10 protein-coding genes and 1 pseudogene are annotated in these 12,093 nt (G+C 40.5%); 8 read left to right on the forward strand and 3 right to left on the reverse strand.

What is annotated here, in order from left to right; all coding sequences use genetic code 11:
• Positions 1 to 2: 2 nt before the first annotated feature.
• The 5 genes from ACWPVF_RS02725 to manA all read left to right on the forward strand — a co-directional run bounded on the left by ACWPVF_RS02725 (position 3) and on the right by manA (position 6,423).
• Positions 3 to 374 carry a cupredoxin domain-containing protein gene (locus tag ACWPVF_RS02725; protein WP_000933322.1) on the forward strand — a complete coding sequence of 124 codons (372 nt, stop codon included), beginning with the start codon at positions 3 to 5 and terminating at the stop codon, positions 372 to 374.
• Between the two features lie 9 nt (positions 375 to 383).
• Entirely contained in the window at positions 384 to 2,606 is a 2,223-nt protein-coding gene (locus ACWPVF_RS02730; protein WP_454384573.1) for a heavy metal translocating P-type ATPase, read from the forward strand.
• Positions 2,607 to 2,821: 215 nt separating this feature from the next.
• Positions 2,822 to 4,597: a pyruvate oxidase gene (gene spxB, locus ACWPVF_RS02735; protein ID WP_048688661.1), complete on the forward strand. Its 1,776-nt coding sequence runs from the start codon at positions 2,822 to 2,824 to the stop codon at positions 4,595 to 4,597.
• Between the two features lie 152 nt (positions 4,598 to 4,749).
• Positions 4,750 to 5,328: a DUF3592 domain-containing protein gene (locus ACWPVF_RS02740; protein ID WP_414307188.1), complete on the forward strand. Its 579-nt coding sequence runs from the start codon at positions 4,750 to 4,752 to the stop codon at positions 5,326 to 5,328.
• 150 nt (positions 5,329 to 5,478) lie between these two features.
• Complete coding sequence (gene manA, locus ACWPVF_RS02745) at positions 5,479 to 6,423, forward strand: mannose-6-phosphate isomerase, class I (RefSeq protein WP_414307187.1); 945 nt, start codon at positions 5,479 to 5,481, stop codon at positions 6,421 to 6,423.
• 42 nt (positions 6,424 to 6,465) lie between these two features.
• On the opposite strand, the pseudogene ACWPVF_RS02750 reads toward manA, so the two are convergent.
• Positions 6,466 to 7,860 (reverse strand): annotated as a pseudogene (locus ACWPVF_RS02750) (sodium-dependent transporter).
• A 197-nt stretch (positions 7,861 to 8,057) separates the two neighbouring features.
• Here ACWPVF_RS02750 and ACWPVF_RS02755 point away from each other — a divergent pair.
• On the forward strand, positions 8,058 to 8,798 hold the full coding sequence (locus ACWPVF_RS02755) for a MerR family transcriptional regulator (RefSeq protein WP_414307186.1): 741 nt from the start codon (positions 8,058 to 8,060) through the stop codon (positions 8,796 to 8,798).
• Between the two features lie 41 nt (positions 8,799 to 8,839).
• Here ACWPVF_RS02755 and ACWPVF_RS02760 read toward each other — a convergent pair whose 3' ends face one another.
• Positions 8,840 to 10,015 (reverse strand): NAD(P)/FAD-dependent oxidoreductase, encoded by a 1,176-nt coding sequence (locus tag ACWPVF_RS02760; protein WP_454384576.1) that lies wholly within the window; start codon positions 10,013 to 10,015, stop codon positions 8,840 to 8,842.
• Positions 10,016 to 10,071: 56 nt separating this feature from the next.
• Entirely contained in the window at positions 10,072 to 10,917 is an 846-nt protein-coding gene (locus ACWPVF_RS02765) for a DegV family protein (protein WP_454384578.1), read from the reverse strand.
• A gap of 124 nt (positions 10,918 to 11,041) precedes the next feature.
• On the opposite strand from ACWPVF_RS02765, the gene ACWPVF_RS02770 reads away from it, so the two are divergent.
• Both ACWPVF_RS02770 and ACWPVF_RS02775 read left to right on the forward strand, forming a co-directional pair.
• Positions 11,042 to 11,599 carry a TetR/AcrR family transcriptional regulator gene (locus tag ACWPVF_RS02770; RefSeq protein ID WP_004252362.1) on the forward strand — a complete coding sequence of 186 codons (558 nt, stop codon included), beginning with the start codon at positions 11,042 to 11,044 and terminating at the stop codon, positions 11,597 to 11,599.
• An 18-nt stretch (positions 11,600 to 11,617) separates the two neighbouring features.
• Positions 11,618 to 12,085 (forward strand): deoxycytidylate deaminase, encoded by a 468-nt coding sequence (locus ACWPVF_RS02775; RefSeq protein WP_075228224.1) that lies wholly within the window; start codon positions 11,618 to 11,620, stop codon positions 12,083 to 12,085.
• Positions 12,086 to 12,093 lie beyond the last annotated feature (8 nt).

A 12,093-nucleotide genomic window follows, 5' to 3' on the forward strand; every position in this document is an offset into this window, starting at 1 on the left:
CTATGTTAAATCTATTTGTATCTATTGTTGTTTTAGGAATGATTGCTTTTATCCTCTTTTGGTTTTTCAAAAAACCGCAAGAAGATGCTAAGAGAGCCCAGCAAAAAAATGGCTATCAGGAGATTCGAGTGGAGGTCATGGGAGGATATACTCCAGAAACCATTATCCTCAAAAAATCGCAACCTGCTCGCATTATTTTTGATCGAAAAGATCCTTCACCTTGCTTGGATCAAATCGTTTTTCCAGACTTTGGAGTGCATGCAGATCTGCCTATGGGAGACCAATATGTGGTTGAAATCACACCTGAAGAAGCAGGTGAGTATGGTTTCTCTTGTGGCATGAATATGATGCACGGTAAGATGATTGTAGAATAGGAGAATGTTATGACTGAAATTGTAAAAGCAAGCCTTGAAAATGGTGTTCAAAAAATCCGTATCACAGCAGAAAAAGGCTACCATCCAGCCCATATTCAACTGCAAAAAGGAATTCCTGCTGAGATTACCTTTCATCGTGTGACACCATCAAACTGTTATAAAGAAATTCTTTTCGAAGAAGAAGGGATTTTAGAACCAATTGCTCAAGATGAGGAAAAAGTGATTCGTTTTACTCCTCAAGACTTGGGTGAGCATGAATTTTCATGTGGCATGAAGATGCAAAAGGGGACCTATACCGTTGTTGAAAAAACTAAAAAATCTCTCAGTCTTTTACAACGTTTTTGGATTACTAGTATCTTTACTGTGCCTCTTGTGATTCTCATGATTGGGATGTCTACAGGAGGAATTAGTCACCAAGTCATGCGTTGGGGCACCTTTTTAGCCACAACACCCATTATGCTGGTAGCTGGAGTTCCATATATCAGAAGCGCCTGGGCTAGTTTTAAAAAGCACAATTCCAACATGGATACCTTGGTTGCTCTGGGAACCCTAGTGGCCTATTTCTATAGCTTAGTTGCCCTCTTCACTGGTCTGCCCGTTTACTTTGAAAGTGCTGCATTTATCCTCTTCTTCATTCTTTTGGGAGCAGTTTTTGAGGAAAAAATGCGAAAAAATACTTCGCAGGCAGTCGAAAAATTATTAGACCTACAAGCAAAAACAGCAGAGGTTTTGCGTGATGATGTTTATGTTCAAATACCTCTAGAACAAGTCAAAGTTGGGGATCTCATTCGCGTTCGACCAGGTGAAAAAATTGCCGTTGATGGTATTGTCTTAGAAGGTGAAACGAGTATTGATGAGTCAATGGTAACTGGGGAAAGTATTCCAGTCGATAAATCAGTTGGAGATGCTGTTATTGGGTCAACTATCAATAATAGTGGTACGATCATCTTTAGAGCTGAAAAAGTTGGTTCTGAGACTATGTTGGCTCAGATTGTGGACTTTGTGAAAAAAGCGCAAACGAGTCGTGCTCCTATTCAAGATTTGACCGACAAGATTTCTGGGATTTTCGTACCAGCAGTTGTCATTTTAGGACTTCTTACTTTTTGGATCTGGTTTGTTTTCCTAGGAGAAAGCTTTGTGACTTCACTTCTCTACGGAGTTGCTGTCTTGATAATTGCCTGCCCTTGTGCACTAGGACTCGCGACACCGACAGCACTCATGGTTGGAACAGGACGAAGTGCCAAGATGGGGATTCTTCTCAAAAATGGTACAGTTCTACAGGAAATCCAAAAAGTCCAAACCATTGTATTTGATAAGACAGGAACCTTGACCGAAGGGAAGCCAGTAGTAACAGATGTTATCGGAGATGAAGGAGAAGTGCTCAGCTTGGCTGCTTCACTGGAAGATGTATCTCAACACCCGCTAGCTCAAGCCATTGTCAATCGTGCGTCTGAGCTAGGAATTAGTCTTTACCCCGTTGAAAACTTTCAAGCCTTGCATGGAAAAGGTGTGACTGGGATTATTAATGGGAAACAAGTCTTGCTGGGGAATGCCAAACTCTTAGCTGACCTTGCTATTCCACATGATTATCAAGAACGATTTGATTTGCTTGAGAAAGAAGCGAAAACAGTTGTCTTCTTATCCGTTGAAGGAGAGCTAAAAGGCTTACTTGCCTTGCAAGATGTTCCTAAGGGAAATGCTAAAGAAGCAATTGCTAAATTGAAAAAACGTGGTCTTAGAACGGTCATGCTTACCGGAGATAATGCTGGAGTAGCCCATGCTATTGCAGAGCAAATTGGAATCGAAGAAGTGATTGCAAATGTCTTGCCAGAGGAAAAGGCACATGAAATTCACAAGCTTCAAAAGAACGGCAAATTGGCCTTTGTTGGAGATGGCATCAATGATGCGCCGGCCCTCAGTGTAGCGGATGTCGGAATTGCCATGGGCTCTGGGACAGATATTGCCATTGAATCAGCAGATCTTGTCCTTACAACCAACAATTTACTAGGATTAGCACGTGCTTTTGATATGAGTAAGAAGACCTTTAATCGTATTCTACTCAATCTTTTCTGGGCTTCTATCTATAACCTCATTGGTATTCCTATTGCAGCAGGAGTCTTTTCAGGGCTTGGTTTGGTGCTCAATCCAGAACTTGCAGGATTAGCCATGGCCTTTAGTTCAGTCTCTGTTCTAATCAGCTCTCTCATGCTTAATTTTACTAAAGTCGAATAAAAAGCGGTCTTAACCGCTTTTTTGCTATTCTAAAACAGATTTCAAAAACGTTTTCAAACTGTACTGTAATAGAGAATGAAGTTTTGTGAGCACATTCTTATGAATCTGAAATCAAATGTGATAAATTAGGATTGTAAATTTACTGAATCGTTTTCAAAAAACATATAAAAGCGCTTTTATCTTTTATCAAATTAACTTTAAGGAGAGTTATCATTATGACTCAAGGGAAAATCACTGCATCTGCAGCAATGCTTAACGTATTGAAAACATGGGGCGTAGACACTATCTACGGTATCCCATCAGGAACACTCAGCTCACTTATGGACGCTTTGGCTGAAGACAAAGATATCCGTTTCTTGCAAGTTCGCCACGAAGAAACAGGTGCTCTTGCAGCGGTTATGCAGGCTAAATTTGGCGGATCTATTGGTGTTGCAGTTGGTTCAGGTGGTCCAGGTGCGACTCACTTGATTAACGGTGTTTACGATGCAGCTATGGATAACACTCCATTCCTTGCTATCCTTGGATCACGTCCAGTCAACGAATTGAACATGGATGCCTTCCAAGAATTGAACCAAAACCCAATGTACAACGGTATCGCTGTTTACAACAAACGTGTAGCTTATGCAGAGCAATTGCCAAAAGTGATTGACGAAGCTTGCCGTGCTGCCGTTTCTAAAAAAGGTCCAGCTGTCGTTGAAATTCCAGTAAACTTTGGTTTCCAAGAAATCGACGAAAACTCATACTACGGTTCAGGTTCATACGAACGTTCATTCATCGCTCCTGCTTTGAACGAAGTTGAAATTGACAAAGCAGTTGAAATCTTGAACAATGCTGAACGTCCAGTTATCTATGCTGGTTACGGTGGTGTTAAAGCTGGTGAAGTGATTACTGAATTGTCACGTAAAATCAAAGCACCAATCATCACAACTGGTAAAAACTTTGAAGCTTTCGAATGGAACTACGAAGGTTTGACTGGTTCTGCATACCGTGTTGGTTGGAAACCAGCCAACGAAGTGGTCTTTGAAGCAGACACAGTTCTTTTCCTTGGTTCAAACTTTCCATTTGCTGAAGTATACGAAGCATTCAAGAATACTGAAAAATTCATCCAAGTCGATATCGACCCTTACAAACTTGGTAAACGCCATGCCCTTGACGCTTCAATCCTTGGTGATGCAGGTCAAGCAGCGAAAGCTATCCTTGATAAGGTAAACCCAGTTGAGTCTACTCCATGGTGGCGTGCAAACGTTAAGAATAACCAAAACTGGCGTGATTACATGAACAAACTCGAAGGTAAAACTGAGGGTGAATTGCAATTGTATCAAGTTTACAATGCAATCAACAAACATGCTGATCAAGACGCTATCTATTCAATCGACGTAGGTGACACTACTCAAACATCTACTCGTCACCTTCACATGACACCTAAGAACATGTGGCGTACATCTCCACTCTTTGCGACAATGGGTATTGCCCTTCCTGGTGGTATCGCTGCTAAGAAAGACAATCCAGATCGCCAAGTATGGAACATCATGGGTGACGGTGCATTCAACATGTGCTACCCAGACGTTATCACAAACGTTCAATACGACCTTCCAGTTATCAACGTTGTCTTCTCAAATGGTAAATATGCCTTCATCAAGGACAAATACGAAGACACAAACAAACACTTGTTTGGTTGTGACTTCCCTAATGCTGACTATGCGAAAATCGCTGAAGCTCAAGGAGCTATTGGATTTACAGTTGACCGTATCGAAGACATCGACGCAGTCGTTGCTGAAGCTGTTAAATTGAACAAAGAAGGTAAAACTGTTGTTATCGATGCTCACATCACTCCACATCGTCCACTTCCAGTAGAAGTACTTGAGTTGGATCCAAAACAACACTCAGAAGAAGCTATTAAAGCCTTCAAAGAAAAATACGAAGCTGAAGAGCTTGTACCATTCCGTCTCTTCTTGGAAGAAGAAGGGTTGCAATCACGCGCAATCAAATAATTCCTCTCGTCGAAAATCAAATGTAAATATTGTAGATTATATTCTTTGATTTTCTTAGAGTGGAACTTGAAAAGATCGGAGTAATCCGGTCTTTTTCTTTTGTGTCTTTTCTGTTAAATTAGATTCATTAGGATATTTTAAGGAGAAAAAATATGCCAACTACTTTCTTTCTATTATTTGGTTTAATGGATTTAGGCTTTGCTGCTTTTACCTATTTTTTGTTTGACTATTTTATCTTGAGTAATTATAGAAATGCCAAGAGATGTACGGAAAAAACCGAAGGAGTTATTATCAGATATTCTTATGCTCTTTATAACGGGATTAGCCTTCCAGTGGTTGAGTACACTGTCAACGGGAACCAATACAAGGTCTTAGGACCGAAATTTATAAGGGCTTTTTCAACTACAATCAGCACTCCCCTAGGTTCAATCGTATCTGATGTTAAGATGGATAATTTTGAAGATGGGGAAATCCCTCAGGTTTTAAGATACAAAATTTATAGGAACAGTTTTATTTCCCTAACCAAATCACCTTTAGAGGAGTATTTCCCAGTGGGTAGTAAGGTTGCTGTTTATTATGAGCCTAAAAAACCAAAATATTCCTACGTAGAAAGACCTTTAAAACCAGGTCGTTTTGCATGGTTGTTCAAATATTCTGTCTACCTGTTTGTTTTTATGATGATTGCCATGGCATTCTTTACGGTGTTTATTCTTCCAAATCTTGTGAACTAATAGTTTCTTATAGACTTTTAAGAAGCATGAAATCCATATCGTTACTATTTTTATAAAATCTTCTCCCTACTTTATAAGATAAGAAAAAGAGTTCAATTAGGACTCTTTTTTTGCTATAATGAGGGTGAGAAATTAGACAGGAGATGTAACATGTCAGAACCATTATTTTTAAATTCCGTAATGCAAGAAAAAATCTGGGGTGGGACTAAGCTACGTGATGAGTTTGGATACGACATTCCAAGCGAAAAAATCGGAGAATATTGGGCAATTTCAGCTCACCCAAATGGTGTTTCTAAGATAGCTAATGGCCGTTTTGAGGGAACAGACCTAGCTACTTTGTATGCGGAACACCGTGAGTTATTTGGCAATCGTCCAGAGCCAGTATTTCCACTCTTGACTAAAATCCTCGATGCCAATGACTGGCTCAGTGTTCAAGTCCACCCTGATGATGCTTATGGATTAGAACACGAAGGTGAACTTGGAAAGACAGAGTGCTGGTATATTATCGCAGCAGATGAAGGTTCAGAAATTATTTACGGTCACAATGCCAAGTCAAAAGAAGAACTTCGTCAGCAAATCGAAGATAAAAACTGGGATGCCTTGCTCACTAAAGTGCCAGTTAAAGCTGGAGATTTCTTCTATGTGCCAAGTGGTACCATGCACGCCATCGGTTCAGGTATCTTAATCCTTGAAACACAACAATCTAGTGATACAACCTACCGTGTCTATGACTTTGACCGCAAGGATGATAATGGTAACTTGCGTGAGCTTCACCTTGAAAAATCCATCGATGTTTTGAATATCGGTGAGCCTGCTAACAGCCGTCCTGTAACCGTCAAAGCAGACGATTTGCGTTCAACTCTCCTTGTATCCAATGAATTCTTCGCAGTCTACAAGTGGGAAATCACTGGAAAAGTTGACTTTGAAAAAACAGCTGACTATAGCTTGTTTAGTGTCTTGGCTGGTCAAGGGAAACTAACTGTAGACGGTAAGGAATATCCAATTCAAAAAGGTAGCCACTTTATCTTACCAAGTGATGTTGAAGCTTGGACTATAGAAGGGCAAGATTTGGAATTGATTGTTAGTCATCCATAAAAAGAAAGGACTTGAGGAAAAAACTCAAGTCCATTTTTATAGTTACATAAACTGGGCGATAAAGACCACGATGATAATGATTGGGATGATAAAACGAAGAAGGAAGAGCCAGACTTGGAAAAGTCCTTGTTTCCATGGTTTTTCATCAAGATGCAGTTCCTCCATAGCCAATGCTTTTTTGAAGACATATCCTGTAAAGAGAGACAAGCAGAGGGCACCAAAGGGCATGAGGAGATTAGAAACCAAGAAGTCCATGGCATCAAAGAAGGTCTTTCCAAAGATTTGAACGTCTGCCATGACACCGTAGGATAGGGCTGAGGGGATACCAAATACAAAAGTTAAAACACCTAAAATCATACTCCACTTAGCACGTCTACGATTGTCCTGATTGGTGATGTTACCAACGTTAATCTCAAGCATGACGACTGAAGAAGTTATCGTCGCAAAGAGGAAGAGCAAGAGAAAGAGAATATAGAAAATCGTACCAAACGGCATATTGTCAAAGAGTTGTGGTAAGACGATAAAGAGGAGACTAGGTCCACCTTCAGACTGGATATTAAAGGCTGACATAGCAGGGAAAATCGCAAGTCCCGCCATGATCGATACAGAAATGTTCAAGGCTACGATGGAAATTCCTGATTGGACCAGATTGGTCTTCTTGTCCAGGTAGGAAGCGTAGGTCAGCATGGCTGTAACTCCAAGGGATAGAGCAAAGAAAGATTGGCCCAGTGCATAGAGGAGTCCAGCACTTGTCAGTTTTGAAAAGTCCGGTTTGAGGAAGTAAACGACACCATCCATTGCATTTGGCAAGCTGAGAGAACGCCCGATAATAACGACAAAGATAATAAAGAGCAGAGGCATCATGACCTTAGAAGCTCTTTCAATTCCTTTTTGAACGCCGTGTGAAACGATGAAAATATTTAAGAAGATAAAGGCTGCTTGGGCTCCTAGGGCAATAACTGGATTAGAAATGATGGAAGAGAACTGCTGAGCATAATCTCCAATTCCGATGAGGTGGAAAAATCTTCCAATTTCGATACCAAGGTATACCAGAATCCAACCCCCAATAACACTATAAAATGAGAGAAGGATGAAAAGGGCAAAGGCGCCAATCCAACCAATAAAATTGTATTTATGATTGTTTCCAAGCTTACCAAAGGTTTTGATTGCTGATACGCCAGCACTTCGACCAAGGGCAAATTCAGCCAGTAAGAGAGGAAATCCAATCAAAAGTGTCGAGATGAGAAAGACTAGTAAAAATCCTCCACCACCATTGGCAGCAGTCATGTAAGGGAACTTCCAAACAGCTCCAAGACCAATAGCAGAGCCAGCAGACGCAAGAATGAAGCCCAGTTTCGAGCCCCATTGCGATTTTTCAGACATAGTTAAAACTCCAATCTATTTTCTAAAATAAGAAAAGGCTACTTGAGTTGTCAAATAGCCTTCTCTCAATTGCTCTTTAAGAGCCTTTTATTTGATTGATAGACTTGATTATCCTATCATGTTTTCTGAAGCCTGTCAAGAAAGCGATTTTCAAGTTTTCAAAAGTTTCTCAAAAAGTTAAAAATTTTTCGTAAAACCACTTGACTCTGACCTAAGGGGAGGGGTTATACTATCCTTGTAAGGAGAAAATCATGTACCATATCAAAGAAGCTGCGCAGCTTTCAGGTGTCTCTGTAAAGACCCTGCACCATTACGATAAGTTAGGACTCTTGGTTCCTTTAAAGTCGGAAAACGGCTATCGAACCTATAGTCAAGATGATTTGGAACGACTTCAGATCATTCTTTATTACAAATATCTAGGCTTTTCTTTAGAAAAAATAGCAGAGCTGTTAGAAGAAGAAACTTCAGATTTATTGCCCCATCTGATTAGGCAACTGGACTATTTAACTCGAGAAAGGCAACGTCTGGATACCTTGATATCTACCTTGCAAAAAACCATACAAGAACAAAAAGGAGAAATAAAAATGACCATTGAGGAAAAATTCACTGGATTTAGCTATCAAGACAATCAAAAATACCACCAAGAAGCAGTAGAGAAATATGGTCAAGAAGTCATGGATAAGGCTCTCGAACGTCAAACTGGTAGAGAAGATGAGGTTACGGAAACCTTCAACCAAGTCTTTCAAGCCCTGGCTCAAAATCTCAAAGATGGACTACCTCCAACAGCAACCGAAAACCAAGAAGAAGCATCCAAGCTCTTACAAGCCATTCGTACGTATGGGTTTGATTGTTCTATTGAAGTCTTCGGTCATATCGGTAAAGGCTATGTCTATAACCCAGAGTTTAAGGAAAATATTGATAAATTTGGACCTGGAACAGCTCAATACACTTCAGATGTTATTGCCCACTATGTTCGAACTCAGACAAAATAAAAATCGGCGGAGTAATCTCTGCCGATTTCTTACTTTAAAGTTTAATCAAAATGCAAGCTTCCTGCCACCCAGCCGGTACAGAGGGCAGAAGTAATGTTAAAGCCACCAGTGTGGGCATTGATATCTAGCACCTCCCCTGCAAAGTGAAGACCAGGTATCAGCTTACTTTCCAGAGTTTTAGGATTGATTTCCTTGAGACTAACGCCACCTTTAGTTACAAATGACTTGGCAAGGGACATCTTTCCAGTCACAGGAATCTTGAGGGACTTGATAGATTGGAGAAGTTGCTCTCGCTCTTTTTCAGTTAGTTGTTTGACTTTTTCCGGGTATCCTTGCGAGAAGAAATCAGCCAAGCGTTCTGGCAATAAAGATTTCAAGGCATTTTTCAAGAATTTTTCACGATTTTCTTCTAGAAAGTTTACTAAGTCACTTTCAGAAAGTTGCGGCAAGACATCTAAAGAGAGGATTTCACCACCCTTGACAAAGCTTGACATACGTAGAGCAGCAGGACCTGACAAACCAAAGTGGGTAAAAAGTAGGTCATGAGTAATGATATGCTTGCCATAGCTTAGAGTCACATCGTCTAGTGAGATTCCCTGCAAAGCCTTGTGTGGAAAATCTGTCAGCAAAGGACTCTCAGCCGCTTCAAGTTCGGTAATGGTATGTTTAAAGTGACGAGCAATCTCATGGCCAAAACCAGTCGAACCAGTGGAAGGATAGGACTTTCCACCTGTTGTGACAATGAGTTTATCACAAGTGAAAGTCTGGTCTGCTGACTTGAGGACAAACTGGTCGTCTATCTTTTTAACAGAAACAATCTCTGTTTGAGTCATGACTTGTCCGCCCAATTCCGAGATTTTCTTTTCTAAAGCTTCGATAATAGTCCGAGATTTGTCGCTAGCAGGAAAGACACGCCCGTGATCCTCTACCTTTAGTTTGACGCCATTTTTCGTAAAAAAGTTGATAATATCATGGTTATCAAACTGGGAGAAGACGCTGTATAGAAAGCGCCCATTTCCAGGAATGCCGGCTAATAGGTCATCTAGGGTTCCGTTGTTGGTTACATTGCAACGACCACCACCAGTTCCAGCTAATTTTTTTCCGGGTTTCCGATTTTTTTCAATGAGAAGGGTTTTCTGCCCGTAAAAGCTACTGGAAATCGTAGCCATCATACCAGCAGGGCCACCTCCGATGACAATAGTATCAAAATGTTTCATAAGAGTATTGTACCATAAAAAAACAAGAGATGATTAGACATCTCTTGTCAGATTTATTAGTTGATTTCGTATCCCATGAGGAGCCCGCCTTCTTCCGCATAGAAACTGCAGAGTCCAGAAGTTGGGATGATTTTAATGTCAGCTTGTGGGTATTTTTCTCGTAAGAGCTCTGAGAGCTGTTGGCAAAATTTTTCATTGCTGCGGTGAGCCATGACGATACGCCCACCAGCATAGCCAGCTTTGATTAACTCTTCATAGGCAGCCTGAAGGGACTTTTTAGCACCACGAGCTTTTTGGAGGAGTTCCAAGGTTCCAGTTTCGCTTGCTTCACCAACCATACGAATATTGAGGAGCCCGACAACTGTACCGATAAGCTTACTCAATCGACCGTTTTTAACCAGGTTATCCACTTTAGCAAGAACGAACAACAACTTCGTTTTTTCTTGGTAAGTAGTAATCACTTCAACGACTTCTTCAAAAGAAAGTCCTTGTTTGATCAAATCATTGATCTTTTCGACGATTAAGTCAACTTCCCCACCAGCAGACAAACTATCAATAACGTGAATCTGAGTGTCAGGGTGGTCTTCGAGATAAATGTTTTTAGCTAATTGAGCGCTATTGTGGCTACCAGAGAGAGTTCCTGTGATGGTCACTACAAAAATATGTTTGGCACCTTCAAATGCTCGTAAATAATCATCAGGACTAGGGCAAGCTGATTTAGAAGCTTCAGAAGTCGCATACATAGTTTCCATCATTTGATCAATATCCAGATTGGCATCATCGACAAAGACCTGGTCCGCAACTTGAATCGTTAATGGGACACTGACAAATTCAGTATCAAAAGCAGGATTTGCCAGTTGACGATAATCACAACCAGAGTCAGCTATAATCTTCCAAGTCATAGAATTTCTCCATCTTTATCACTTATACATTGACAAAGGTTCTGTCTTTTTTTACAATTATATCATGAAAGCCCTTGAAACAAAAGTAGTACCTCTCTGTTGTCACAAGTAGAAAGAAATTGTTATGTCTGAACGTAAAATATCTGAAAAATCGCTTGAAAATCTTAGAAAATCCAATCAAGAATCTAATTTGCTAACCAGAGAAGCGATTGAAACAGCTCTTTTGCAACTCTTGGAGAAAAAGGAGTTAGCTAAGATTAGCATTTCTGAGCTAGTCAAACGTGCTGGCGTTTCTCGTGCAGCCTTTTATCGAAACTATGATTCAAAAGAAGAGATTTTAGAAAGTGTCTTTAAACGTAGCGTCCATAACATCATGGAGCAACTAAGTCATTACGATGTCAAGACGGATCTCTATCTAGTTTGGGTTCATCTTTTCCGAGAAGCCAAGAAAGAAGCCAAGGTTATTCAGCTTGCCCTGGACTATCACCTGGAAAAAATCTTTGTTCAAGCTATGCAGGAATTTTTGGAAAAATATTATGGAAAATCAAAGGGTGTTAGCAGTTATCTGCATTCTTTTTGGAGTTCTGCTATCGTATCCGTTTTGCTAAAATGGATCAAGGATGGAATGAAGGTTCCTGCTGAGAAAATTGCCGATTTACGCTTGCCATTTTTCAAAAAATAAGTTAAGAGGAGAAAAACTATGACAGAAAAAAGACTGGCTTGGGATGAGTATTTCGCTGCTCAAGCTCTATTGATTGCCAATCGCTCAACCTGTAAACGTGCCAAGGTAGGAGCCGTTTTAGTTAAGGATAACAAGGTTGTTTCAACAGGCTATAATGGCTCTGTATCAGGAACAGAACATTGTATTGACCACGACTGTCTGGTGATTGAGGGCCACTGTGTCCGCACTCTTCATGCAGAGGTAAATGCTATTTTACAAGGGGCAGAGCGTGGCGTTCCAAAAGGCTTTACAGCCTACGTTACTCATTTCCCATGTCTCAACTGTACCAAGCAACTCCTTCAAGTAGGTTGTGAGCGTGTTGTTTATATCAACCAATACCGTATGGATGACTATGCCCAACATCTTTATCGCGAAAAAGGGACAGAGTTAACCCATTTACCACTTGAAACAGTACAAGCAGCTCTCCAAGAGGCTCACCTAATCTAGAAATTATA

This window comes from Streptococcus sp. Marseille-Q7087 (genome assembly GCF_965111935.1).

Coding starts and splice junctions, on each gene's coding strand:
- ACWPVF_RS02725 (WP_000933322.1), top strand. CDS start 3: ATGTTAAATCTATTTGTATCTATTGTTGTTTTAGGAATGATTGCTTTT.
- ACWPVF_RS02740 (WP_414307188.1), top strand. CDS start 4,750: ATGCCAACTACTTTCTTTCTATTATTTGGTTTAATGGATTTAGGCTTT.
- spxB (WP_048688661.1), top strand. CDS start 2,822: ATGACTCAAGGGAAAATCACTGCATCTGCAGCAATGCTTAACGTATTG.
- ACWPVF_RS02775 (WP_075228224.1), top strand. CDS start 11,618: ATGACAGAAAAAAGACTGGCTTGGGATGAGTATTTCGCTGCTCAAGCT.
- ACWPVF_RS02760 (WP_454384576.1), bottom strand. CDS start 10,015: ATGAAACATTTTGATACTATTGTCATCGGAGGTGGCCCTGCTGGTATG.
- ACWPVF_RS02755 (WP_414307186.1), top strand. CDS start 8,058: ATGTACCATATCAAAGAAGCTGCGCAGCTTTCAGGTGTCTCTGTAAAG.
- ACWPVF_RS02765 (WP_454384578.1), bottom strand. CDS start 10,917: ATGACTTGGAAGATTATAGCTGACTCTGGTTGTGATTATCGTCAACTG.
- manA (WP_414307187.1), top strand. CDS start 5,479: ATGTCAGAACCATTATTTTTAAATTCCGTAATGCAAGAAAAAATCTGG.
- ACWPVF_RS02730 (WP_454384573.1), top strand. CDS start 384: ATGACTGAAATTGTAAAAGCAAGCCTTGAAAATGGTGTTCAAAAAATC.
- ACWPVF_RS02770 (WP_004252362.1), top strand. CDS start 11,042: ATGTCTGAACGTAAAATATCTGAAAAATCGCTTGAAAATCTTAGAAAA.